A 25,517-nucleotide genomic window follows, 5' to 3' on the forward strand; every position below is an offset into this window, starting at 1 on the left:
GTGAACTGTAGTTGCCATGTTTTACGGCAGTGAGAGCAGAGATAGCGCTGATGTCCGGCGGTGCTTTTGCCGTTACGCACCACCCCGTCAGTAGCTGAACAGGAGGGACAGCTGATAGAAACAGAAGCCACTGGAGTACCTCAAAAACACCATCATACACTAAATCAGTAAGTTGGCAGCATCACCCACACGAGCTGAAGTTTGCAGGGAAGAATTTACGAGAACTGAGAGAAACTGGCTGTTCTATTTATGGAATTTATCAGGATGAATACGGCATGACCTTACTTCCTGATCATCCCGGCATTAAACTGGCCGAAATACTAGCGGTATCAAATATAGGACTGAATAAATTTTCGGTTTACATGGGATGTCGCGAGCAAGAGATAGTTGAATTGTTGAACGGTTCAGTTTCACTGACGAAAGCTATGGCACTCCGGTTATCGCATGTAGTCGGTGGAAGTTGGTCGAAGTGGATGTTAATTCAAGAGCAGTTTGAATTACAGCTGGCACAACGAGAGATTAAAGAATTAATGATTTTGACTAATATCGGGGATGAGGTCGTTGGATTATAGTAAAACAACCATCTTTAACTGATGGGTTTGGCCTTTCCATCCATAAGAAAGGCCATTTCTGTAAAAAAATAAATTACCCGCGACTGCAACCGAAGCTACGGTCGCCATCTCCGTATACTTTTGTATCAAGTTTAGCCAGGTAGTCAAGACGATTCAGTAATTTATTGTATTCTCCTTCAAAGTTAAAATCATTGACGTCTAATATATAACGACAATTTTCAGGGTAGTGAACCAATCCCGGATAATCATCCAGTTCCAATCCCAGTGCGCTATACCATGCTCTTACAATCATCATCCTTAAATTGCTTTCAGCCTCATAATCACCTAAATGGTAATAAGCATCTTTGTTAAAAAAAAGACCAATATGAAAATGACATTTTCCCTCTTCGGAAAACTCCCTTACCCAAACATGACGAACTCGGTTTGGATATATTCTTTTACCGTTGGCGGCTCTGGCTCTCTCATTGGCCTCCAACATGGCATTTAATGCATTACGGAAACGGGATATGGCACCAGGCTCTAGATTAGGAAAACAGCAAACAGTATCACCTCTGTCTAGAATGGGGGGGTAATGTACATCAACACGTAATGCCATTGTTCTGGGGAATTCACTGAGTGCATCATTGACGACTCGTTCAATATTTTTTTTATAGGCGAGCACATGCTCACCATGTGAACCATGATATAATTCCATGTTTCGATCCTGTAGCTAGTCCTACGGCTTTCGATAGCCGTATATAGTAATATGATAAGACATAGTTGAATGTCTGTAATTAGTTATGTTAATTAACTGTTGGTAGTAATGATTGCTTTATAATACCTTTCCAACAATAAAACTTGTTATCAACCCATTACCCGTGCAGTAAAATACTTAAAAAGTAACTCTGCAATTATAATCATCCAAAGATACCATTATCCCAGTATCTTTTTACCGTGGAAATGCTTATTCCTAAGATCTTTGCCACCTTGGATTGAGAGTAATGCTTAGCCTTCTCATTCTGAATTAGATAAGAATATTTACTTCCTTCAGGTCTTCCCTGCATTTTCTTTGGTTTTGTTTTGTTAGTAGGCATCTTTTGCTCTCATCTAGCTATTAGGCAATAACTCCATACTGTCGAGATGTATGTAAACTAAGTGGTTATGCTTAACATTGGTATCAGAATGTATGGTTTACTTCACCGTTAAAGGGATTAATAATGATGGCATCTCCTCCTTTCATCGCCTTTTGAGGTGTATCGCCTTCGGCAATTACCGGAACCATTACCGCTAGATCATTTGTGTAATAAATTGGTATCCAGCAATAGCATGATTGTTTAGGGGGAGTTTTATTTCTTTTCAATACTGCCTCAACTCCAAATGTAATAAGTTCAAAGATTGGCATAATCACAATGCTGCTCAAATCAAAAAAACAACCATCGTAGACTGTGTCCTTTATCAGTATGATATTAGATAACCCTCCTGCAATGAGATGTTTGCGGTTCACGCGCCGATCTGTGTAAATAAAAATTGCTTTTTTTACATTGAAACTTTTTATAATGTATGAGAGCTTTTCATGAATTAATTTTTTTTCGCTCTTACCCATCTTATCATGAGGTATTTTGTGCGCATAAAAATCTTGATCGACAACCTCGTTCCGGTGTCGAATGTGAGTGTTCCAGACGGAATAAAAAAACTCTTCGTAAGTTAATTTTGGCTCACCCCGTGCGATTGAGGGGGCCTTCTCTTCAAAAATACAGCCTAATGTTGACTCCAAAGTTTGAGCTATATGATATTGCGATGTTATTTTATTCAATGCTGGGGCTGTGGCGTTTAACAAAAATGATATCACCTCTGACCTAGAGTATCCTTTTGCATTGCTATAGTCGTCGATTGCATCAATAGTTGATTTTTTGTTTGCGCTGAAAGTGATGCGTTTTTTCATATGTATCCTTGACTTTCGTTAATGTAAAATGTGATAAACGGTGGTGATTTAGTATCTTTTATTGACAGATTGTTTCTGTTAATTAAGCCAGCTATTCTTTAGAATAGCTGGGGAGTTATGATTTTGAGGCTGCTGTTAATTACAATATACTGAGAAGGTTAATAGGAACCTATCAATGTCTTTGCGTAACCAATAATGTCGGCTGTTAATTTTCTTTGGGCGTGGTAAACCATTAGGCAGCTTGTCTTGGCAAAGCCATTTTCGAATTGTTTGGGCTTTAAGGTTTAATAGATGTGCTAACTCACTTGTGGAAACAAGTTCAGATAAAGATGTTCTGGATTGCTCATATATGCTCATGCTACCACCTCAATGATTGAGATGCAGGCATATACAAAAAGTAATGAAATTAGAAGGGAAAGAAAGGACCAAAAAGAAAACGAAAAAGCCAAGCTTGAATAAGCTTCAGGGTCAGGGTCACTACCTTCGCTTGAGCCGGATGAGGTACTTTTAGTTGATTTAGACGCATTACCTTGCGAGTTTTCGGCCAGATTTTTGTGCGAGATGATACGTGCAAAAAAACGCCCAAAGTTTTATGTCGATTGTTTTTATTGTATAAAGAGTTTTTTTCATTGAGGTGTCCAAGAGCAGCTCGAATCCTGATGTTCATCTGTCTTTCCTGAAATATGGACTCAGCACAGGTTTGTCGCTGCTTACTAGAACGAACAACTTTGATCTTACCCACGACCCGTACTATTCGAGCCTTTGAGCTAGTTTGCGCAGAACTCATCAAAGAATTAGACATAATGCTTTATCTCCTGATTTAAAAGTGGACGATGGAATTTAAACCTTAAAATACACTTATGTCAACGATGGATGTTGTTCTGTAATCTATTGATATTAAATGAAATCAACGCATATCAACGGTTATTTTTTTACAATATTTGCTTGCTGTAAGATCCACCTCTCAATTTTTTCATGCCATTTGCGCAACAGATCTAACGGACGACGGCGGTAGTGTTTTTCCGCCAGTGCACTTGGTTTGTGTCCCATAATTTGAGCAACAATACCTGTTGGCACTTCAACCCATTCAGCAAGAGTGCCAAAACTACGGCGTAAGCCGTGAAGGCTGATATGTGGTAACTCAGCTCGAGCTAACGCTCTGTTGTGTCCTGAACGCGGTTCAATAATTTTGCCACTTTTGCTGTTACTTCTGAAAACCCAACCCTCCTTATTTACGTCAGAATTTGGGAATTGCGCTAGCGCACTTAACAGCTCAGAAACATAAGGAGTGAGAGGGATGATACGTTCGCCTTCGATCTTGTCTTTAATCCTCATGCTTGACCATTTGAAATCTACGTCAGACCACCGAAGTGACGCAATTTCTTCACGCCGTGCACCGGTGAGCAAAAGTACTTGGAGATAGGCCGATGCAATGGGATTATTGAGGCTACGTACGGCACTGAACCAGATTTTTAACTGTTCTTTTTGTAAGCAATCTCCCGCTTTACTCGCTGATACTGGAACCACTTTTCTCACGTTATGATCTTGTGCAATATCGCCATGGATTATTCCCTGATATTTTTTCTGGTAATTAGCCCATTTGATAAATGCACGCAACAGCCGGTAGGCATGAGCAGTGACGGTAGGCCGATTTTGTCTCTCTGTACTTAGCCATGCGGCAATGTTCTCTGGTGTTAGTTCCGATAACGGTAAGTCGAGTAAGCTAGCCAATGGTCCAGCCGAGGTTGGGCCCCGGCCTCTTTTTTTACTTTCCCCTCCACGGCTGGACAAGTTAATGTGATCGGCAATGTATCGAGTAGAATATGGGCGTTTAGTTTTTGCGCTGATTCCGGTTCTCAATTCTTCAAGGTAATCTTCCCAAGCGCTTGTGAAGGTTACCTTCGTTTTACGAGATTCAGCCTGCTGTGATTCCGCTTCAGCAATTTTTTCTGCCTTAGCTATACGCGGATCTATCCCAGTATCGATTAATGTTTGCAGCCGCCTGGCTTCGGCCCTGGCATCATCAATCCTCCAATCGTTAATGTTGCCAATGGTCATGCGAAGGGTTTTTCCCGCATATACGCTTTGGAACACAAAAGCTTTTGTTCCGCGAGTTGCCCGACATGCCAGGGAAGTTACGTCCGCATCCCAAAGAAATGCCTGGGTTTTTCCTTCAGATAAAGCAAATTTTCGAATGCGCTCGAAGGTGAGTTTTTGTCTTGGAAGTGCCATTTTGGGGCTCCAGATGAGAAATGTTACATCACCATAATGTAACTGCTGGTGTAAGTAAAATGGGGGAATAAACATCAACACCTGTCAATTTTTATCAACAGGTGTTTTTCATAACACAATGTTTTATAATGAATTACTTGTTTTAAGAGTAGGTTTTTAAAGGGGTAAAAATATAATAACGTCGCATTCGTAATGCGAAGGTCGTAGGTTCGACTCCTATTATCGCACCATTTCAAGTCATTACGTCCTCCGGCCTTTAAGAAAACCACGTTTCTCCTCTCGCGCCGCACGCATACTTTTTGACTCGGGTTAAAGATTTCAACAGCTTTTGGGTTCTGAGGCTGTCGAGTTCACGCCGATAACAGAATTACCGGATAAAGACTTCTTCAGGCTACGTTCGCGTAATAGATAAACGCGAGCTTGTTGCCGTCCGGATCGCGTACGTAGGCGCTGTAAAATCCCTGACCATACTGCGGCCTATGACCCGGTGCGCCTTCATCTGTGCCGCCCAGACTGAGCGCGAGGGTGTGCAACTGCTCAATATGTTCGACGGAACGCGCATTCAGCGCCACCATCGTGCCATTACCAACGCTGGCAGGTTGTCGATCAAAGGGGCTGCCGATGCACAGCCCAACGGTGTGGTTGCTGTTGAATGTTCCCCACGACGCCCCTTCTTCATTACGCCCGGCCTGCGGTTGCCCAAGCAGTTCCATTAGCGGATCATAAAACTGAATAGCGCGCGGGAGATTGTTGGTACCTAACATAATGTAAGAAAACATACTTTCCCTCATATTCATGATGCCAGGAGGCTCAGTGGTTATCCCGTCTTGGTAACATAGATGGAATAACCTATTGGCATGTTCAGAATGATTCGCGTAACAGCCAGGGACTGTCGACCAAAACTTTCTCCCGGTGGCTGTCGCCGTTGATAATGTGCAACGTACTTAAACGCCCAATCTCATAATGCGGTAACTGGACTGTGGAAAGCGGGGGTAAGAACAAATTTCCGATCCCAACGAGATTATCATACCCAAGAACAGCAATGTCCTGTGGGATGCGAATCCCCTGTGTTAACAGCGTTTGATATACCATAAATGCGATACGGTCATTGCCACAAATTACCGAATCAAATTGCGGCATCCCCCGATCAATATATCTCAGCAAAATGTCCGGAATATCACGATAGTGTTCATCTCCATATTGCATATAGCAGTGTTCGAGCGCGTCAGGATTAATATTGGCTTCACGGCAGGCGCGATCGAGCCCCTGACGGCGGCGTCGCGTCGCCAGATGGTTGACAGGTAAATGCAGGCAAAGAGGGCGACGGTATCCCGCTGCTAATAGCGCCTGCACTGCCGTATATTGCCCTTGTTCATCATTGGGAATATAGCTGGCAACTGCTTCTCCCTTGTTCTCGCAGTTGGCCAGAACGCAAGGGTGCTTCAGTAGCCTGGAAGGGACGTTCACCTCACGCAATCCCATCGTGGTGAAAATGATCCCTCCGGGTCGGTGTGCGAGCAGCAGATCGACAATATCGTCAGGATTATCATCGGCAAACATGTTAACCACGAAGCTATTCCAGCCGTAGGCGCGCGCGGTTTCCTCGATAGACAACGTAATGTCGACTGAAAAAGGGGTTGTGACAGTATCCAACGCGAGCACGCCAATCGTTTTATTTCTGGAACCGACACGACGAACCTGCCGGGCAGAGAGGTCCGGCACGTAATTTAGCTGTAAAATAGCCTCCTGTACCCGGGACAGGGTTTCAGGCTTCACACGTTTCGGATCGTTCAGCACCCGAGACACGGTCATTAGTGATACATTGGCCAGTCTGGCCACATCTTTTAAAGATGCCATAGTCTTCCATTAAAGAAACTAACTACCCAATCCAGATATTGTACGCAATCCATCTATTAACGGATTGTGAACAAAGACAAATATTTATTCCAGACATCGACCCCCGATGAATGGCAAGCGACGATAAAAAATGTGATCTTGATCCGAGCATAAAAATGTTAACGTTAACTTTTGTGATTAACATCGATTATCGCGTCAAAATCAAGTGTACAGGTAAAATGTTAACGTTACCATCTCGGTATGTCATTTCCCTGAGATTACGTAGATGAATAAAAGATCTTCTCGCAGCTATCTGCTGCTCAGCGCGCTGCTGTTCTTTTTCTTTGTGACCTGGTCCTCATCAAGTTCACTTCTCTCTATTTGGCTGCATCAGGAAGTGGGACTAAAGGCGTCGGAAACCGGAATTATCTTTTCCGTGCTATCCGTCTCCGCGCTGTTTGCTCAGGTTTGTTATGGCTTTATTCAGGACCGTCTTGGCTTGCGTAAACATCTGTTATGGTGCATCACAGCGCTTTTGATCCTCTCCGGACCCGCTTATTTGTTATTTAGCTATTTGCTGAGTATTAATATTTTGCTGGGAAGTGTGTTCGGCGGTTTGTTTATCGGTCTGACATTTAACGGCGGTATCGGCGTTCTGGAGTCCTACACCGAACGCGTTGCGCGTCAGAGTACCTTTGAGTTTGGTCGGGCACGTATGTGGGGGTCTCTGGGCTGGGCTGTGGCTACCTTTTTTGCCGGGCTACTGTTTAACATTAACCCTGACCTTAATTTCCTGGTGGCCTCTTGCTCCGGGATTATCTTCTTCTGTCTGTTGGCCCGTTTAAAAGTCGCGGCTCCGGCAAGCATGGAAAAACTCGAAATCGGCGCTAAAAAAGTTTCTCTGGAAGATGCGCTGAATTTGCTTACTCTGCCACGTTTCTGGGCGTTGATATTCTTCGTGGTCGGTACCTGCATTTACGGCGTTTACGATCAGCAATTCCCAGTCTATTTCTCTTCACAGTTCCCGTCATTAAGAGAAGGGAATGAGATGTTTGGCTATTTAAACTCTTTCCAGGTTTTTCTGGAGGCGGCAGGCATGTTTTGTGCGCCCTGGTTGGTTAATCGCATTGGCGCTAAAAATGGTCTGATATTCGCCGGAATGGTGATGGCGATGCGTATGATCGCTTCCGGGCTGGTGGAAGGACCGCTACTTATTTCCATTACTAAATTACTTCACGCTGTCGAACTACCGATATTGTTAGTCGCTATTTTTAAATACAACAGTCTGAATTTTGACAAGCGTTTGTCCTCCACGATTTATCTGGTGGGATTCGCATGCACCAGTTCCATTATTGGCACCGTTTTATCCCCGCTGGCAGGCTTTAGCTATGAGAAATTTGGCTTCGCCCAGTCCTATCTAATCATGGGCATTATGGTGTTCTGTACCACGTTCATTTCAATTTTCCTTTTGCGCTCAAATAAGTCTTCATCTGAGCCATCCTTTCTGCAGCAAAATGCTGTGTAATGTACTGAGAGTAAAGACGATGACATCCTTATTAGAACAAGCCGAACAGACGCTTGAAAAAGCACAATCCAGTATTAATCCGCGATGGTATCCACGGTATCACCTCGCTGCTCGCGCAGGCTGGATGAACGACCCTAACGGCCTGGTTTGGTTTGACGGTTGGTACCACGCGTTTTATCAACATCACCCTTATTCTCCTGAATGGGGGCCAATGCACTGGGGACATGCCCGCAGCAAAGATTTGGTGCACTGGGAGCATCTGCCAGTCGCGCTGGCGCCAGAAGGTCCGGCGGATGTGGATGGCTGTTTCTCCGGCTCCGCCGTGGTGGATGGCGATATGCTGGCGCTGATTTATACCGGACATAAATTTCACGGTTCGCCAGACACAGACGACAATCTCTACCAGGTGCAGTGTCTGGCCACCAGTCGTGACGGTATCCATTTTGAGCGGCATGGGATGGTGATTGATACGCCCCCTGGACTGCATCATTTTCGTGACCCGAAGGTATGGCGTGAAGGGGAATGCTGGTACATGGTGGTCGGTTCCCGTGTAGAGAATACGGGGCAAGTGCGTCTGTATAGTTCATCCGATCTCCGCCAATGGCAAGACGAAGGGATATTCGCTGAGGCTGATGAGGGGAAGGGCTATATGTGGGAATGTCCTGATTTCTTTACTCTGGGAGGGAAGCAGATCCTGATGTTTTCTCCGCAAGGGATCGCGGCGAAAGGTTATCACCATCGCAACCTTTTTCAGAGTGGCTATTTACTCGGGGAATGGCAGCCCGGTCAACAATTCACCCATGACGGACAATTCATTGAACTGGACCATGGCCACGACTTTTATGCTCCGCAAAGTTTTCTGACCCCGGATAATCGCCGCATTATTATCGGTTGGTTGGATATGTGGGAATCACCGATGCCCGAACAGCAGGACGGCTGGGCAGGCATGCTGTCTCTCCCGCGCGAACTGAGCCTTGGTGACGACCATCGGGTGAGGATGAAACCCGCTGACGAAGTCTCTGCGCTGCGTGGCAGCTATTATCCAACGCCTGCTTGTTGCCTGCGTAATCAGAAAGTCCTTATGACGGCTGATGCCGAAGCGGTCGAGGTGCAACTGCTATGGGATCTAAACGCCTCTACAGCGGAACAGTTTGGTATGTCATTAGGGGATGGGCTGAGAATTTACGTCGATAATCAGGCCCAACGTCTGATAGTGGAGCGTCGTTATCCAGAATATTCGCTGGAAGGAACTCGCAGTATTTCGTTGCCAGCACACGGTGTACTGTCATTACGCATTTTTATCGACCGCTCATCAGTAGAGGTTTTTGTGAATGAGGGTGAGGCATGCTTAAGTAGCCGAATTTATCCTCACCCGGCGCAGCGCGATCTTTCGCTGTTTGCGAATCATGGTGTTGCCTCATTACAGGAAGCCGGATATTGGTCTTTGGAGTAATAATTTAGTCCTGATTCGCCTTACCTCTTACCTAGTGAGCTTTTATTTCTGCCAGTCTTAGGCTGGCATGTTATTGCCTGGAATAATGAGATAATGAAATGGATGAAATATTAATACCTCACTATCGCGTTAGCGCGATAAACATCAAAAAATTTGTTTTAAAACAAAAAATCCTGGCCTGTATGATAACGTCAGTTACGGCATTTCCCGCTATTGCAGAGGATAATACCGAACAACCAGCTACCTATATCGGTAGTTATCAAAGCTATTTTTCTGATGAATATGATACGCCACAAGATAATATTGGCCAGCCAACAAAAGGAGGTGAACAATCGACCAATCGCGTCACTGCTCCTCCTGTTACTACAGGGGCAGAAAATAAACTGGCAACTTCGTCGATGCCGACAGCCTCGCATCGAGAAACTGAAAATAAAACAACTGAGGTGAAAAAGAGTAATACTTTAGATAAGTCTGATGATGTCAGCGTGTTGCGTTTAAGACAGGAAGATCCTCCTGTTCACTGGGACAGTATTGGTCGTAATATGGAGGCTGGTGGCCTGCATGGAAACATCAGCACTCAGATAGAAATTGATGATGTTCGTTGGAGTGATAATAAGAAAAATAGCGGGAAATTTAAACTCGCCACCATTCAGGCTTTTTTAAGACATGATGAGTTACCAAACTGGTACTTTGGCTTCTGGAATGCCCGCGAGGATAGCTATAAAGGACAATTTAGTAATCAGGATTACAAAGGCACAAATACAATCAATGAGTTTTTTGTCGGCCATATTTTTGAAACCTGGCGCGGTAATATCGGTACGGAGGTCATGGTTGGTTCGGAAACAGCAACTAAACGTTGGAAAAACAGGTACAAAATCTGGCAAGACCTGCGGCTAACCAACAAATGGAGCCTGGCCGGTTACGCCTATGGCGAATATCAGCCACAGGGTAATGAACCGGGAAATGGCGATCTCGAGCAGTACATTTTTGAAATTGAACCCGCCATTCAATACCGTGTGAATCCCGATCTCGGTCTGTATTTGCGGCCTTATTATTACTATAACCGTCAGGAACGTGAGAGCTGGGGCGACATTGTAGAAGAAGAATGGAAGGTGACGGCTGGACTCTGGCGAAACTGGTATCCTCTGTTAACCTCCCTGTATTTAGGTTTCGGTCAGGATAAAATAGATAACGCCAGCAATGGCAAAGAAGTTTTCTATGATGGTCGTTATAAATTCATTGGTGGCACCATCAGCTATCCAGTTTTTGGTGAAGTTCGATTATATGGTGAATTCAAAGCACAATTCACGAAAGAAACGGGGCTCTGGACTTCTAGCGGCCATTCGTGGAATCCCTTTACCGTGGTTGGCGTGAATTATAACTTCTGATATTCAGGTGTAACATGAAAAAAATAATATTAGTGGTATCTGCCGCTCTGTTGGCACTTTCGTTTATCAATATGCCAGCCTGGTCGCAGCCTTCAAAAGAAACATTACACAATAAAAGTATTCGCTATATTAATGATTTTTTTCCCCGGGTGGAGGGATCATTTATTGGTGACCCAATGCCGGTCTATAACGATGGTGAATTTGATATTTTTTATCTCAATGATGTGCGCGGCGGTAGCGATTTAGGCGTACATGCTATTCATTTATTATCGAGCACCAATTTATATAACTACCAGAACCATTCTGAAGTGATTCCCTACGTTAACGACGTTGACGATCCTGAACTGCTATTGGGAACCGGCTCGATTATTAAAGTCGGCAATACCTGGCATGCTTGGTATACCGCGCACAATGAAAATGTGTTCCCGGTTGAGTCCATTATGCACGCGACCAGTAAAGATCGTCTTCACTGGGTAAAACACCCGCAGGATACGATTCTGCCAGGTGATAATTATCGCGGTAATGACTTCCGGGATCCTCATGTTGTTTGGGTTGCAGAAAAGAAAGAGTACTGGATGTTAATTACCACGCGTAGTGAGGGGCGCGGTGTCATAGCCCGGTACAGTTCAACCGATTTAAAGAACTGGGAAGACCGTGGTGTATTTTTTGATAATGACACGATTACCAGTAACTCTAACCTGGAATGCCCAACGCTGGTTTTCTTTAATGGACGTTGGTATCTCAGCTTTAGCGACCAATGGCCGCTACGCCTGACCCAGTACCGGGTTGCGGATAATCCGGATGGACCGTGGCGAAAGATGGACAATTATGTGGTTGATGGCTCGGGGTTTTACGCAGGAAAACTTGTAATTAAAAACGATCGCCTGTTTGTTTTTGGTTGGATCCCAACCAAAGCAGGAAGCAGTGACAATGGTAATATTGACTGGGCAGGAAATCTGGTTGCTCATGAGCTCATCGCGGATAAGCAGGGGCAGCTTAGCAGCATCCTTTCACAGGAACTTCAGACGGTCATTAATGATAACCCCGGTCCGGTGACCAGCTTAACAAGCAGTAAAATGATAAAAACAGCCACACAGTTTGGTCCATTACAGTCTGTTGTGTATCCACCTCTGCCCAAACGAGGTGAGTTAAGTGCAACTGTAGATATCCCTTCTGCCGGAATGGTGATGAGTTTTGGTCTGACTGACGACAGAGTAAGCGATGCAAAGCTTAACGTTGTGTTCAATAAGAGCAAAGGCAAGGTCTACTTTTTCAATGCGCCACTCGCATCTATTCACCATGCGAATGCGGAATCATGGGTAAATGTTCCTCTGGATGAAAAAATTGAGTTACGTGTGCTGATTCAAAACTCAATTGCTGTTTTTTATATAAATAATAAAGCCGCATTCAGTACCCGAATGTATTCCATGCCGGAGAAACCATGGAGTATCAGTTTGCCACAAAATGATAATTTTCACGCCACATTGAAAATAAAAGAAATAATATAACGAGATATCACTATGAAAAACTATCATGCCCTGTCTGTTATTTTTGTTCTTCTTTTTCCGGCGCTGGCGAATGCGAGCATGAGCATCATGAAAGATGTATCTGGAAAGGTGATTGCTGTAGATCCGTGGTCATATCTGGATGAAGACGTAATGTGGACCTCAACCCGTTCCTCAAATCCTGCTGGCGGTCGTGTTCATGGTCAACTGAAAATGAAATATGCTATCGAGGATAATAACTGGCGTAACAGCCATTTTCATAACGGAAATGATTCACTGACATTTGTACAAGGGGTGATGCGTCATGATGCGTTACCCGGTTGGTATTTGGCATTTTCTGAGGGCCGAACTACCAACTATAACGGGACATGGGAGGATCAAACATACCTCAGCCAAAATCAGTGGACTCAGTTGATTGTTGGTCATGAATATTTCTACAAGCGTCTACGTTATGGTTGGGACGTGATGGGCGGAAGTTCATCACTTGATGACCGTTGGCAGGGGCGCGTCAAGTTCTTTACCGATTTGCGTGTTACGGACAACTTCTCGTTCTTTAACTATCTGTATCAGCAGATTGATCATCGCCGTAATGGTGGTTCACAAAATGACCGGGATAGACGTTCATTTCAGATTGAACCCGGCGTTCAATACATTATTAACAATACCACTGGAGCCTGGTTCCGCCAGCAATTCGCTTCTGCAATTTTAGACCGCGCGCAATGGGGAGATATTGATGAAAAAAGTTGGACAACATCACTTGGCGTCTGGCACAACTGGGGGAAATTATCCACGACATTCAGCGGTGGATATGGGCATTACAAAAAGAATAATGCGCGAGTTGAAGATGGCGAGGTATTCCAGAATACCCGTAACCGCTTTCTTAAATTATCAGCAAATTATCCATTAACTTCTCGTTTTACGGTATCCGGGGAAATAACCGGTTCGTTAATAAACCAGAGTGGCAGTTGGGTCACTAATGGTGATGCCATAACCACCGACTATAAGCTGATGCTGGATTATAACTTTTAACCGTCACGTTTAAATAAATGCGTTAATTACCATTGAGGAAATGTCATGAATATCTGGACGCTTGGCGATGCGGTGGTTGATCTTTTGCCGCTTTCAGACATGCAATATCAAGCTTGTGCAGGAGGAGCGCCATTCAATGTGGCAATTGGTACTGCGCGTTTACACAGGAAAAGTGGTTTTATTGGTCGGGTAGGTGATGACGACTTTGGCCACTTTCTAAAAAAGACGCTGTCTGATGCAGGCGTCTCAACTGCAAGCCTTCAGATGGATAATCAGCACAGAACCAGTACGGTGCTGGTCTCGCTGGGTAACGGTGGCGAACGTGGATTTACATTTTTAACCAATCCCTCCGCGGATCAATTTTTAACATCTGCCGCGCTACCAGATTTTAGCGACGATATTCTGCACTTCTGTTCTCTGGCTCTGGTGGCTGAAGGTTGCCGTGATACATTGGCTTCTGCCATCGCTCAGGTTAAACAACGGGGCGGATTACTGAGTTTCGATGTAAATTTACGCGAGCAAATGTGGCCCGATAAGAAAGAAATGCTCAAAGTGGTACGCCACTATTCTTTACAGGCTGACATTCTTAAGCTTTCGGAAGAAGAGTGGTACTGGATGACCGGTACACACGATTTTGCCCATGCGCTTGACGGCCTTAAAGCGCTCCCTGCACAACTGAAAGTAGTAACCTACGGAGCGCAGGGCGCGATGGTACTTTGGCAGGATAATGTGATCCATTTCAACGGCTATACCGTCGACAGTATTGATACGACTGGGGCGGGGGATGCTTTTGTCGCCGGTTTGCTGGCCTGGCTGGCAGACAACCGGATGCCGGAGTGTGTTGAACAGCTTCGCCAGGCTATCGCCTGGGCCAGTGGCTGCGGTGCGCTCGCGACAACCCGCAAGGGCGCGCTGACTGCACTGCCGGATATCGAAACGCTGAATGCTTTTATTATGCAATGTCATCTACCGGACTACGAAATAAAAGACCTTTAAGCATGATAACGGCGAGCTAAATAATTTTAGCTCTCTGTGATTTTTGTGAATGTCCCCGCATCCTCATCGGATGGCGGGGATTTTTACTTTATCGTTGCCATACCGGCTCTGTACCTTTTTGATGCTTGATAGATACAGCCTTTGAGTATATCTACTCAGAGGCTAATCTTTGATTTTTTAAAACTGAATGATTAACGTCTGTTCGAAGTGTTATTTCGCTCACATACGATATTCAATCATCCCGCTCTTTTTGGCCACCCAGTCATACAGTCGTTGTCCACGCAGATTGGTTTCATGCGTGTGCCAGTATAATCTTGATGCGTGGTTTTTTTGGGCTTGTTGTTGTACATATTCGATAAGCTGTTTACCGATATGTTGACCGCGTACATCTTCGCTAACAAATAGATCTTCGAGATAGCAATAATTTGATTCTGCCCAGGTTGAACGGTGAAAGAGATAATGCACCAGTCCCACTATTTTTCCATCATATTTGGCAACTGCACAATAAACAGGTTCGCCAGGCGTCAGAAAACGCTCCCACGTTAATTTTGTTACTTCATCTGAAATTTTAGTGCGATAAAATGTCTGGTAGTTTTTCCATAAAGGAAGCCAGCTGGCGTAATCTTTTTGTTCTGCACTTTCAATAGCAACGTCATTCATGTTAATCATATATATCCTGATATTTTATACGAATAGTGTGTTAGTATGATGATACTAAGAATTTTATAAATTCTCGTAAAGAAACACTTTCGATATATTGATAGGATCCACTTTTAGTATAAAGGTTAATACAATGAAGAAAAACAATGCGCCTTTATTTCAAGGATTTGTTTTAGGAAAAGGTGCGGTTAAGGAGCAGGTCTACCACATCCTCCGCGATCACATCCTCGAAGGGCGATTGCCGCCAGGAACAAAGATGCCTTCAACCCGGGCGTTGTCCGAGATGATGGCAATTTCGCGAAATTCAGTCATTGCCGGTTATGACAGGCTATTAGATGAAGGGTATATTCTGACCCGGAAAGGGTCTGGTACCTATGTTGCGCACCATATCCCGGATCGGAGTATCAGCAATAGCTATCCAATGATGGCGCCGGGGGAAGTCGTCACGCCTGATGAACAGCTAAACAGCCAAAATAATCCTGTGCGCGATTTATGGTCGAATGAGTATGAAGGGCGCGGCATGAACCGTCTGTTTGCGGTTGGCGTTGGCTGTACGGATCTCTTCCCGCACGCACTATGGGGCAAATTACTGCAACGGGTCTGGAGACAATCCCGGCATCAACTGGGAGCACACACTCACCCTTGCGGATACCTTCCTTTGAGAAAAGCGGTTTGTCGTTACATCAAAACAACGCGTGGCGTGAACTGTAACGAAGATCAGATAATCATCGTAAATGGTATCCAACAGGCATTGAACATTACCTCACGAGCGCTGCTGTCGACAGGCAATGAAGTTTGGCTGGATGACCCGGGTTACAAAGGCGCACGAGGGGCTTTTATGTCCGCTGGCGCGATTGTGAGGCCGGTACCGGTAGATAGCGAAGGAATGAACGTGCGCTATGGAATTGATCATTTCCCTGACGCTAAGCTGGTCTATGTTGTCCCGTCGGATCAATATCCATTAAGTGGAACATTGAGTTTATCCCGGCGTTTTGAGCTGTTGGAATGGGCGAAGTCAAACCAGGCATGGATATTTGAAGATGATTATAATAGCGAGTTCCGCTATGCCGATCGTTCTTTACAGGCACTACAAGGATTAGATGACAATCAACGGGTTATTTATGCCGGTACATTTTCGAAAATGATGTATCCAGAATTCCGTTTAGGTTTTTTAGTTGTCCCGTCCGGTTTACAAGAACAGATTATGGTGACGAAATATTTTACAGATCTCAGCACCAGTTATCTTGAGCAGGCCGTGATGGCGAATTTTATTGAGGAGGGGCATTATGCCAGTCATGTGCGGCGTATTCGCAAGGCGTGTTATGAAAGAAGAACTGCGCTGGTCAATGCTATTCAAGAACACCTTGCTGATAAAATGATTGTTCAGCCTTCTGACTCTGGGGTTCATATTGTATGCTGGTTACAAAATGGATTGAGTGGAAATGAAGTCGAGGAAAAAGCCAGAGCGCTTGGGATGGGAATACTATCACTGAGCCGTTATTACCATGGAGAGGTCACCCGACAGGGAGTTTTGATTGGTTTTGCTAATCATCCTGCTGAGAAATTTACTGATGGGATACGCCGTCTGGCCCAGGTTATTTAATGAATAAGTTATTCAGCTCTTATCATTGATGCTGTAATACGCTGGTTTGGCTACGTCTAAAATATTATGCCTTTTTTATACAATGAAATGCTGTGGATCCGTTAAAAACATGCATTGTGGTTCTTTTGGACTGCTCAGTTTGATCATACTCTGCGCTGGTTTAGTCCTGTTTTGTAAGAGGTACAGATATGTCGGGCATCTTTAATCAATTCCACCAACCCGTAGGTCAGTCTTTGTCGGACTGGAAGGGCGTACCCTTTCCACAGGCTCAGCAAATTACAGGTCGCTATTGTAAGCTTGAACGTATTAACGCCGAACGCCATGCAAAAGAGTTGTATGAAGCGTACTGCGAAGCGAGCGATTTTCGTGACTGGACATATCTGGCAGCAGGGCCTTTTGACACTTTTGCTTCCTTCCTGGATTATGTAAAAAACATGGAAGAACAAACAGATCCAATGCATTTTGCCGTGATTGATTTAGCCAGTATGAAACCTGTTGGTACGTTTGCACTGATGCGTATTGATCCTTCAAATGGTGTGATTGAGGTGGGGCATATTTCTTACTCCGTACGCATGAAACGCACACGAATTTCAACGGAGGTCATATCATTGCTTTTAAAGTACGTTTTTGAGGATCTGGGCTATCGCCGTTTTGAATGGAAATGTGATGCGCTTAATGCGCCTTCCCGTGGGGCGGCGGAGCGTTTTGGCTTCAGTTTTGAAGGCATATTTCGGCAGGCTATTGTTACCCATGGGCGAAATCGGGATACCGCATGGTACTCAATCATCGATAGTGAGTACCCGACACTCCGACCGGCCTACGATCTGTGGCTTAATGAGCGTAATTTCGATAACCAGGGTCGGCAGATTAAACGTCTTGGGGAATTGATGGAAAGGGTATAAAAGGATCACTGCCCCATACCGTCAGTGGTTACGTGAGTTTCGGTAATGCAAAGACCGTAGATTCGACTTCTATTATCGTGCCAGATGAGCATAGCGCTGTATTATCGCTATGCTTTCCCAACCACCCATTTCCTGAAGTGCTGATAGCTGAATACCGGACTGGTACATAAACTAAAGGTAGTAATGATACTAAGGTGAAAATATGAATGACGATCACCTTTAACGAGACAGGCAGTTACACATAATCACGGACAGGCTCAGATTCAATTATAATATTTCATTATCTAATATTCCTGCGTTACAAAGTTTATTACGTAGTTTTTTGGCGCCAAACATATTCAAATGATGTCCATCGAGAAAATCACAATAATGAAAATCACGATCTGTGGAATAATCATATACATGGAAATGTTGTGACTTTAATGTGCTTAAAAAATTATATACTTTATGTTTGATGTGTTTGTCTAAGTTTTCAATATATGATCTTTGTACTGGTGGTATAATGAAGTAAACTTCTTTTTCTAAATGATTAGCATTGTTTTTTAGTTCTTCCATTAATCTGCAATTTAGTTCAAATGAGTCTTCGTATTTAATATATTTGTTATGCACGGACACTGTGTGAATCCCCAGTTTTTCACCTTCCTCTTTTGATATTTGAACTGCGGAGTTTATTTTTTTTTGCATTTCCAGTATAACGTCATTGTCATCATTTTTGTTTTCAAATCTATTGTTCTCGGCAGTGCCATCGTCTAAATAACGTGAGCTGACCAAAACATCAACAGAAGTAGATATATTAAGGTTTGTCGTATGATTATGTAATCTGCCGCTCTGTGATTCGGGAGATAGATCTTTACCATTCATGAAACTCGTTACGGCTTTATACGCATCAACATATACTTTAGCATTTCCTTTTTTTATTTCTTTAAAAAAATCATACAAGCCAAAACAAAAGATAACTTTATTATCTAATGGTACTTTATGTATCTCATGGTACAATTGCATAGCGCTGATTATATCTAAGCCTGGTATTGAGAAACTGACAGAATTCTCTGAATTCACATCTGTTAGGGCATGGTAAGCATACGAAGAGCCGAATATGATTTGTTTGAATTTTTTATCCAGTAATCTCATGTATTGATATGCAAAAAATAACGTCCAATCTTCATGTAATTCGCGTGTGATTTTTTGTGGTGCTTCGTAAAGATAATGAGAAAAAGGTCTGCATACACCTTTATTCAAAACAGCATTGCTTCCATGGTAATCATAGGCAAGCACAGAAAATGGGCTATTATAAATTTCTTTACTAAGCTTCTCAATATCAATAAATTTTTCTGAATTATAAAAATGGATATTGAAATTTATAATGTTTACACGCGTTGTAAAATCTTTATAAGCACTCTCTTTGCCGATAAAAAATACATCCTTGGTTTTTATATCCATCATATACCCATAAAAATTACATGAGGTCATATAAAAAGAATCAATACAGTCTGCGTGGAAAAATTCACATAGCATGAATAAAGCATCGATAAAAGCTACAGTTGCATCACCGTCAGGCAGGTGATGACAGTTATCCAGCAAAAATTCTTTTAACTCCAGAGCATTAGAGACATCCCGGTTATTATATAGCGCTAAAATAAAGAATCTTAAATTTAACATAAATTTTACATTGCTGTTCATCTATTCCTCCGTTACATATTAATATCCATCCTTATAAATGCGGCAGGGAAGAAAAAAACTTAAAATGTGAGTCCACCGGAACGTTACACTGAAAGTGACAATGACAGTCGATGGATACGGCTCGGAATTTTCAATGGCAATAAAAAAACGCACAGGGGAGACCGCCCTGTGCGTTGGGTTTATCGCGGAAGAACTCAAACCCCAAGGCGATCGCGTAAGCTGTAATAGGCCGCCCCCATGGCGGTAAAGGGAATGCGCAGGCTGCGGCCTCCCGGGAACGGGTAGTGTGGCAGATTGGCGAATGCGTCAAAGCGCTCGGCATCCCCGCGTAACAGTTCGGAAATCAGGCGTCCAGCCAGATGGGTGCAGGTCACGCCGTGACCGCTGTAGCCCTGCATATAGTAAATATTGGTATCAAGACGGCCGAACTGCGGCATACGTGATAACGTCAACAGGAAATTACCGGTCCAGCGGTAATCAATTTTTACCCCCTGCAATTGCGGGAAGGTCTTCAGCAGATTCGGCATCACCAGGCGCTCAATATCGTTCGGATCGCGGGCGCCGTAGACTACGCCGCCGCCGTACAGCAGGCGGTTATCGCCGGTCAGACGGTAGTAATCCAGCAGGTAGTTACAATCTTCCACACAGTAGTTTTTCGGGATCAGCGAGCGCGCCATTTCAGCGGACAGCGGTTCGGTGGTTAATACCTGTGTGCCGCACGGCATGCTGCTTTTTGCCAGCGCCGGTTCCAGTTTGTCGCCGAGGTAGGCGTTGCCCGCCACGATCACAAAGCGGGCGGTAACCTGACCTTTTTCCGTGCTGACCACCGCCGGGCTGGTGTGCTGAATGCGGGTGACCGGCGACTGTTCAAAGACGCGCCCGCCGTTCAGACGAATAGCGTTAGCTTCGCCAATCGCCAGATTGAGCGGATGAATATGACCACCGCTATGGTCGAGCAGCGCGCCGACATAACGATCGCTACTGACTTCGCGGCGAATTTCGCTGCTGTCTAACAGTTCAAGCTGCGTGTTGCCGTAGCGTTCCCAGTTCGACTTCTGCTCTTCCAGCGTTTCCATCTGCTTATGGTTCAGCGCCACAAACAGCCCACCGGGGCGATAGTCACAGTCAATCTGATAACGCTTGATGCGTTCGCGAATGATATCGCCGCCTTCAAACATCATGCTGCCGAGCATTTTGGCGGCGTCCGGGCCGTAGCTGCGTTCGATAACATCAATATCGCGACTGTAAGAGTTAACCAACTGGCCGCCGTTGCGTCCGCTGGCGCCAAAACCAATACGCGCGGACTCCAGTAGCACCACGTCATAACCCATTTCCGCTAAATGCAGGGCGGAGGAGAGTCCGGTATAGCCACCGCCCACGACACAGACATCACAGCTAACCGATTCGCTAAGGGTGGGAAACGGTTCGTACTGATTGGCGCTAGCGGCGTAATAACTGCTGGTATGTTCAGTCATGATTAAGGCTCCAGGGAGATCCAAATGGTTTTCAGTTCGCTAAATTTTTCCAGGGCATGCAAGGACTTATCGCGCCCGTTGCCGCTTTGCTTATAACCGCCGAACGGCACGGTCATATCACCGTCGTTGTAGTTATTCACGAAGACCGAACCGGCCTTCAGGCGACGACTCATGCGATGGGCGCGCGACAAATCGCGGGTCCAGACCGCGGCACCCAGGCCGTAGTCGCTGTCGTTGGCCAGCGCCAGGGCTTCGGCTTCGCTGCTAAAACGGGTGATGACCAGTACCGGGCCGAAGATCTCATCGCGGCTGACGTGGGCTTGCGGCGGGGTATCGACAAAAATCGTCGGGCCGATAGCCGCCGGATGGACATGGCTGCGGCCATCCAGCGCCAGCGTGCCTTGCGTTTCACCGTCGCGAATAAAGGTGTCCACGGTGTCAGCATGCGCATTGTCGATAAGCGTGCCCATCGTGGTTTCAGGATCCAGCGGGTTGCCCGGCTGCCAGTTTTTCGCCTGCTCTTTCAACAGCGCGATAAATTCGTCGGCAATACTCTCTTCCAGCAGCAGACGCGTACCGGCGATACAGACCTGACCCTGGTTGTAGAAAATGCCTGCCGCGGCAGTGGCGGCGGCTTTTGGTAGATCCGGGCAGTCGGCAAACACGATGTTGGCGCTTTTACCGCCAGCTTCCAGCCAAACGCGTTTCATGTTGCTGTCGCCAGCATCTTTTAGCAGTTGCTTGCCGGTGCGGGTTGAGCCAGTAAAAGTGATCACATCGACATCCGGATGCTGCGACAACGCCTGGCCTGCTTCGTGGCCATACCCGCTAACCACGCTGAGAACGCCATCGGGCAAACCCGCTTTTTTAGCCAGCGCCGCAAGGCGAATGGCGGTCAGCGGGGATTTCTCCGAGGGTTTGAGGATCACGCTGTTACCGGCGGCCAGCGCGGGGCCAAGTTTCCAACAGGCCAGTAGCAGGGGAAAGTTCCACGGAACGATAGCCGCGATCACGCCCACTGGTTCGCGCACAATCAGCGCCAGATCGTTTACCGAGGTGGTGGCAACTTCGCCATAGACTTTATCAATAGCTTCGGCGTACCACCGGATGGCGCGCGCCGCACCTGGAATATCATCACGCAGGCTATGGCGAATCGGTTTACCGGTGTCGAGCGTTTCCAGTAGCGCCAGCTCCTCGTGATGCTGCTCCATTAAATCTGCAAGCTTGTGCAGAACCGCCTTGCGCTCAGCGGGTGACGCCTGCGACCAGTCACCGCGTTCAAAGACGGCGCGGGCGGCGGTGACCGCACGATCCACATCCGCTTTTTTGCCGCGGGCGACTTTGGCGAGTGGGCGCTGTCCGGCCGGATCCTGAGTAATAAAGGTTTCGTTATCGGCGGCGGCGCAATATTCGCCGTTAATAAATAAACGGGTTTCCGGCGAATAATGACTGGCTTTCTCACGCCAATATTTAAGGTTCTGAAAGTTCATAGCTACTCCTTTTATATCAATAAGATAAAGTTCGTTGCTGATCTTTTTCAGGCAAAATCAGGCTGCACGATGCCCCAGGGATTTACCCTGTTAATGCGCGTTATTTAAGAAGGCCTGAGAAACTCAGGCCGCTACTTATTAGAATGTGGTAGGAGTGTGGGCACTGATAATGCGGCAGATCCCTGCCGAAGTGTTGCTGAAGCTGTGTGGAATGCCGGTGTTAATGGCATAACTCTGCCCTGCAACAAGATGATACGTTTGACCGTTGATGGTCAAAACCACTTCACCTTCCAGTATTGTGCCTATCTCTTCACCCTGGTGCTTAATTCTCTCCCCGGTTGTCGTGCCTGGCTGATAGGTTTCAAACATCATTGCCAGCGTACGATTCGGATTTCCGTTGTGAACTAACTTCATGGATACTCCCTGACTCCCGATCTCAATCAAATCATCCTGATTGATAACCACCTGCGGTTCGTCAGGCTTTTCCGGTTCCGCGAAGAACTCGGAGAGCGACAGCCCATATACTTTCAATAGCTTTTGCAGCGTACTGATGGCAGGACTGACTTTATCCTGCTCTATGGTGCTGATGGCGCTATGCGTCAACCCAGACAGTTCGGCGGCACGACGCTGCGAAAGACCCAATTGCTGGCGGATCTCTGACAAACGTTTACCCGGCGCCAGGCCGTCATCGCTCATAATTGCATTTCCTTAACAGTAGTGGTCAGAGTCGCTGTTTTTCAGCGAGGTGGTTCTGACAAGCGGTGATAAAACCTTCAAGTAACAAACGCGACAGGGCGTATTCGCTACTGTTCCATTCCGGGTGCCACTGCACGCCGAGCGCGAAAGGATGGTCGTGAACGCTGGCAGCTTCCACTAATCCATCCTGCGATCGTGCTTCCACACGCAGCTGCGGGCCGAGCGTTTTTGCGCCCTGACCATGTAAGGAGTTAACCCAAAACGTGCTGCAACCTGGTATTAATTGCGACAGCAATCCTCCCTGTTGAACCTGGACTTCATGAGATGGGGCGTACTGCTGCTCCACCGGGAGTTCCGCATCTTCACGATGCTCCAGGAACTGTGAGTGATCGCACAGGCGACGATACAGAGTCCCGCCAGTGGCGACAACTAATTCCTGTAAGCCCCGGCAGATGGCGAAAATGGGAATGCGCCTTTCGAGCCCGGCGGTAATTAGCGCCATGCTCAGAAGATCACGCCCCGGATCGGCGTCAGACTCATCGCCATTTTCACCATATAGGTGCGGCTGCACATTGCTTGGGCTTCCAGGCAGGAAGATACCATCCAGTTTTGGTAACAGCGCGTTCAGTAATTCTGGCTCCGCGAGCGCATGAGGTAACGCTATCGGTAATCCCCCGGCATTCAAAACCGCATTCAGGTACTTTTCTTGCAGAGTCTGGGTCTCGTGACCCTTAAGCCTGTTCCTACACATCACGACACCAATAACTGGCTTGTCAAATATATTGTCCATGATCGACCTCACGTTTTGGAATAAATTATTGCCAAACGGTTCCTTGTTGTGCCATTCCGTTCATTATTTTCTCAATCTAGCAGCGCAATAACCTTCTGGCAAACTTAATTTAACATTTGACAAACAAATTGTTTGCATCCAGAGTCGAAGAGTGGACATTATATTTAACAGTCAAATCACAGAAAGCTTACCAGGCCAACGGCGGTGAATCATGGAAACCAATATCGTAGAAGTTGAGAATTTTGTGCAGCATTCTGAAGAGAGGCGAAGTAGCGCGTTTGCGCGCGAAGTGAAGCAATATCTGGAACGTTATCCCAACACGCAGTTTGTGGATGTGCTGTTAACCGACCTGAATGGCTGTTTTCGCGGTAAACGCATTCCCGTGTCGGGATTGTCTAAGTTAGAGAAGGGCTGTTATTTTCCGGCATCGGTGTTCGCGATGGACATTCTGGGCAATGTGGTGGAAGAGGCGGGGTTAGGACAAGAACTTGGCGAGCCGGACAGGACCTGTGTGCCAGTGCTCGGAACGTTAACCCCTTCGGCCGCCGATCCGGAATTTATTGGGCAGATGATGCTGACAATGCTGGATGAAGATGGCGCTCCCTTTGACGTTGAGCCGCGGAATGTTCTCAACCGACTCTGGCAGAAACTTCGCCAGCGCGGTTTGTTCCCCGTCGTAGCGGTAGAGCTGGAGTTCTATTTACTCGATCGCAAGCGCGATCCCGAAGGTTATCTGCAGCCGCCGTGCGCGCCGGGAACGGACGATCGTAATACCCAAAGTCAGGTTTATTCCGTTGATAACCTGAACCATTTTGCTGATGTGCTGAACGATATCGACGAACTGGCCCGTCTGCAGTTGATCCCGGCCGACGGTGCGGTGGCCGAAGCATCGCCTGGTCAGTTTGAAATCAATCTTATCCATACCGATAACGTACTCGACGCCTGTGACGATGCGCTGGCGCTGAAGCGGCTGGTGCGGTTGGTGGCGGAAAAACATAAGATGCACGCCACGTTTATGGCAAAGACTTATGAGGAGCATGCCGGTAGCGGGATGCATATCCACATCAGCATTATGAATAACAAAGGCGAGAACGTGCTGGCCGATGTGAATGGCGATGACTCCGCGTTGCTTAAGCGGGCGCTTGCCGGGATGATTGATCTGATGCCTGCGTCGATGGCGCTGCTGGCGCCAAATGTGAACTCTTATCGTCGCTTCCAACCTGGGATGTACGTCCCGACTCAGGCTTCCTGGGGGCATAACAACCGTACGGTGGCGCTGCGCATTCCCTGCGGCGATCGTGATAATCATCGGGTTGAATATCGTGTGGCGGGGGCTGATGCCAACCCTTATCTGGTGATGTCGACCATTCTGGCCGGGATCCTCCATGGTCTGGATAACGAACTGCCGTTACAGGAAGAGGTGGAAGGCAACGGACTGGAGCAGGAGGGTTTGCCGTTCCCGATCCGTCAGAGCGATGCGCTGTGGGAGTTTATGCAAAACGACAGTCTGCGTGAATTATTGGGTGAGCGTTTTAGCCACGTGTATCACGCCTGTAAAAACGATGAATTAATCCAGTTTGAACGTCTTATCACCGACACCGAAATTGAGTGGATGTTGAAAAACGCCTGACCGTCGTACAGGTCGTTTAAAAAGAAGTCGCATCATGCGGGCTGAGCGGAGCCAGCCCGTAAAAATTGCAGGAATACCTGCCATTTCCCGGATGTCGCGTAATGGAGCGCGGGCGACAACGGGTCTTCAGATAA

At 46.2% G+C, this 25,517-nt stretch carries 23 protein-coding genes and 2 pseudogenes; 10 read left to right on the plus strand and 15 right to left on the minus strand.

Annotated features, from left to right (window positions below; genetic code table 11):
• Positions 1-131 (minus strand): IS1 family transposase (locus FDX04_RS20420; protein ID WP_001349871.1); only part of this gene is annotated, 131 nt, incomplete at its 3' end.
• A 144-nt stretch (positions 132-275) separates the two neighbouring features.
• Here FDX04_RS20420 and FDX04_RS20425 point away from each other — a divergent pair.
• Positions 276-572 (plus strand): hypothetical protein, encoded by a 297-nt coding sequence (locus FDX04_RS20425; RefSeq protein WP_001618772.1) that lies wholly within the window; start codon positions 276-278, stop codon positions 570-572.
• Between the two features lie 73 nt (positions 573-645).
• Here FDX04_RS20425 and FDX04_RS20430 read toward each other — a convergent pair whose 3' ends face one another.
• From FDX04_RS20430 to FDX04_RS20465, 7 genes and pseudogenes are all read right to left on the minus strand, one after another.
• On the minus strand, positions 646-1,266 hold the full coding sequence (locus FDX04_RS20430) for an inovirus Gp2 family protein (protein ID WP_032180904.1): 621 nt from the start codon (positions 1,264-1,266) through the stop codon (positions 646-648).
• A 462-nt stretch (positions 1,267-1,728) separates the two neighbouring features.
• Complete coding sequence (locus FDX04_RS20440; protein ID WP_006809977.1) at positions 1,729-2,493, minus strand: hypothetical protein; 765 nt, start codon at positions 2,491-2,493, stop codon at positions 1,729-1,731.
• Positions 2,494-2,628: 135 nt separating this feature from the next.
• The gene (locus FDX04_RS20445; protein ID WP_003847740.1) at positions 2,629-2,850 is read right to left on the minus strand and encodes a helix-turn-helix domain-containing protein; all 222 of its coding nucleotides are present in this window, start codon (positions 2,848-2,850) and stop codon (positions 2,629-2,631) included.
• A 49-nt stretch (positions 2,851-2,899) separates the two neighbouring features.
• Positions 2,900-3,295, minus strand: a complete 396-nt coding sequence (locus FDX04_RS20450; protein WP_137371402.1) for a hypothetical protein — start codon at positions 3,293-3,295, stop codon at positions 2,900-2,902.
• 105 nt (positions 3,296-3,400) lie between these two features.
• Positions 3,401-4,800: pseudogene (locus tag FDX04_RS20455) on the minus strand (tyrosine-type recombinase/integrase).
• 311 nt (positions 4,801-5,111) lie between these two features.
• Positions 5,112-5,504: a VOC family protein gene (locus tag FDX04_RS20460; protein ID WP_042310362.1), complete on the minus strand. Its 393-nt coding sequence runs from the start codon at positions 5,502-5,504 to the stop codon at positions 5,112-5,114.
• A gap of 82 nt (positions 5,505-5,586) precedes the next feature.
• Complete coding sequence (locus tag FDX04_RS20465) at positions 5,587-6,582, minus strand: LacI family DNA-binding transcriptional regulator (protein WP_042310361.1); 996 nt, start codon at positions 6,580-6,582, stop codon at positions 5,587-5,589.
• Positions 6,583-6,847: 265 nt separating this feature from the next.
• On the opposite strand from FDX04_RS20465, the gene FDX04_RS20470 reads away from it, so the two are divergent.
• The 6 genes from FDX04_RS20470 (at position 6,848) to FDX04_RS20495 (ending at position 14,457) form a co-directional block, all read left to right on the plus strand.
• A complete protein-coding gene (locus FDX04_RS20470) occupies positions 6,848-8,086 on the plus strand; it encodes an MFS transporter (protein WP_042310359.1) in 1,239 nt (412 codons plus the stop codon).
• A 19-nt stretch (positions 8,087-8,105) separates the two neighbouring features.
• Complete coding sequence (locus tag FDX04_RS20475; RefSeq protein WP_137359890.1) at positions 8,106-9,539, plus strand: glycoside hydrolase family 32 protein; 1,434 nt, start codon at positions 8,106-8,108, stop codon at positions 9,537-9,539.
• 98 nt (positions 9,540-9,637) lie between these two features.
• Positions 9,638-10,927 carry an OmpG porin family protein gene (locus tag FDX04_RS20480; protein WP_137359891.1) on the plus strand — a complete coding sequence of 430 codons (1,290 nt, stop codon included), beginning with the start codon at positions 9,638-9,640 and terminating at the stop codon, positions 10,925-10,927.
• Positions 10,928-10,941: 14 nt separating this feature from the next.
• Positions 10,942-12,435 (plus strand): glycoside hydrolase family 32 protein, encoded by a 1,494-nt coding sequence (locus tag FDX04_RS20485; protein WP_137371403.1) that lies wholly within the window; start codon positions 10,942-10,944, stop codon positions 12,433-12,435.
• A gap of 12 nt (positions 12,436-12,447) precedes the next feature.
• The gene (locus tag FDX04_RS20490; protein ID WP_079225363.1) at positions 12,448-13,461 is read left to right on the plus strand and encodes an OmpG porin family protein; all 1,014 of its coding nucleotides are present in this window, start codon (positions 12,448-12,450) and stop codon (positions 13,459-13,461) included.
• Between the two features lie 45 nt (positions 13,462-13,506).
• Entirely contained in the window at positions 13,507-14,457 is a 951-nt protein-coding gene (locus FDX04_RS20495; RefSeq protein ID WP_137371404.1) for an aminoimidazole riboside kinase, read from the plus strand.
• 219 nt (positions 14,458-14,676) lie between these two features.
• Here FDX04_RS20495 and FDX04_RS20500 read toward each other — a convergent pair whose 3' ends face one another.
• Complete coding sequence (locus tag FDX04_RS20500; protein ID WP_042310338.1) at positions 14,677-15,126, minus strand: GNAT family N-acetyltransferase; 450 nt, start codon at positions 15,124-15,126, stop codon at positions 14,677-14,679.
• Positions 15,127-15,250: 124 nt separating this feature from the next.
• Here FDX04_RS20500 and FDX04_RS20505 point away from each other — a divergent pair, with 124 nt between their 5' ends.
• Positions 15,251-16,720, plus strand: coding sequence for a PLP-dependent aminotransferase family protein (locus FDX04_RS20505; protein WP_137371405.1), 1,470 nt, complete (start codon positions 15,251-15,253; stop codon positions 16,718-16,720).
• Positions 16,721-16,908: 188 nt separating this feature from the next.
• Positions 16,909-17,622, plus strand: a complete 714-nt coding sequence (locus FDX04_RS20510; RefSeq protein WP_137371406.1) for a GNAT family N-acetyltransferase — start codon at positions 16,909-16,911, stop codon at positions 17,620-17,622.
• Positions 17,623-17,694: 72 nt separating this feature from the next.
• Here FDX04_RS20510 and FDX04_RS20515 read toward each other — a convergent pair.
• The 6 genes and pseudogenes from FDX04_RS20515 to puuD form a co-directional block, all read right to left on the minus strand.
• A pseudogene (locus FDX04_RS20515) lies at positions 17,695-17,793 on the minus strand (tyrosine-type recombinase/integrase); the annotation flags it as partial.
• Positions 17,794-17,889: 96 nt separating this feature from the next.
• Positions 17,890-19,302 carry a hypothetical protein gene (locus FDX04_RS20520; protein ID WP_137359898.1) on the minus strand — a complete coding sequence of 471 codons (1,413 nt, stop codon included), beginning with the start codon at positions 19,300-19,302 and terminating at the stop codon, positions 17,890-17,892.
• A 194-nt stretch (positions 19,303-19,496) separates the two neighbouring features.
• A complete protein-coding gene (locus FDX04_RS20525) occupies positions 19,497-20,777 on the minus strand; it encodes an FAD-binding oxidoreductase (RefSeq protein ID WP_137371407.1) in 1,281 nt (426 codons plus the stop codon).
• A 2-nt stretch (positions 20,778-20,779) separates the two neighbouring features.
• Positions 20,780-22,267 carry an aldehyde dehydrogenase PuuC gene (gene puuC, locus FDX04_RS20530; RefSeq protein ID WP_061383031.1) on the minus strand — a complete coding sequence of 496 codons (1,488 nt, stop codon included), beginning with the start codon at positions 22,265-22,267 and terminating at the stop codon, positions 20,780-20,782.
• A 138-nt stretch (positions 22,268-22,405) separates the two neighbouring features.
• On the minus strand, positions 22,406-22,963 hold the full coding sequence (gene puuR / locus FDX04_RS20535) for an HTH-type transcriptional regulator PuuR (protein ID WP_038637926.1): 558 nt from the start codon (positions 22,961-22,963) through the stop codon (positions 22,406-22,408).
• Between the two features lie 25 nt (positions 22,964-22,988).
• Entirely contained in the window at positions 22,989-23,753 is a 765-nt protein-coding gene (gene puuD / locus FDX04_RS20540; RefSeq protein ID WP_110498670.1) for a gamma-glutamyl-gamma-aminobutyrate hydrolase, read from the minus strand.
• A gap of 211 nt (positions 23,754-23,964) precedes the next feature.
• Between puuD and FDX04_RS20545 the strand changes: the two genes are divergently transcribed.
• Complete coding sequence (locus FDX04_RS20545) at positions 23,965-25,383, plus strand: glutamine synthetase family protein (protein WP_137359901.1); 1,419 nt, start codon at positions 23,965-23,967, stop codon at positions 25,381-25,383.
• Positions 25,384-25,517 lie beyond the last annotated feature (134 nt).

It is taken from the genome of Citrobacter sp. wls615, from assembly GCF_005281355.1.
Lineage (GTDB): Bacteria > Pseudomonadota > Gammaproteobacteria > Enterobacterales > Enterobacteriaceae > Citrobacter > Citrobacter werkmanii.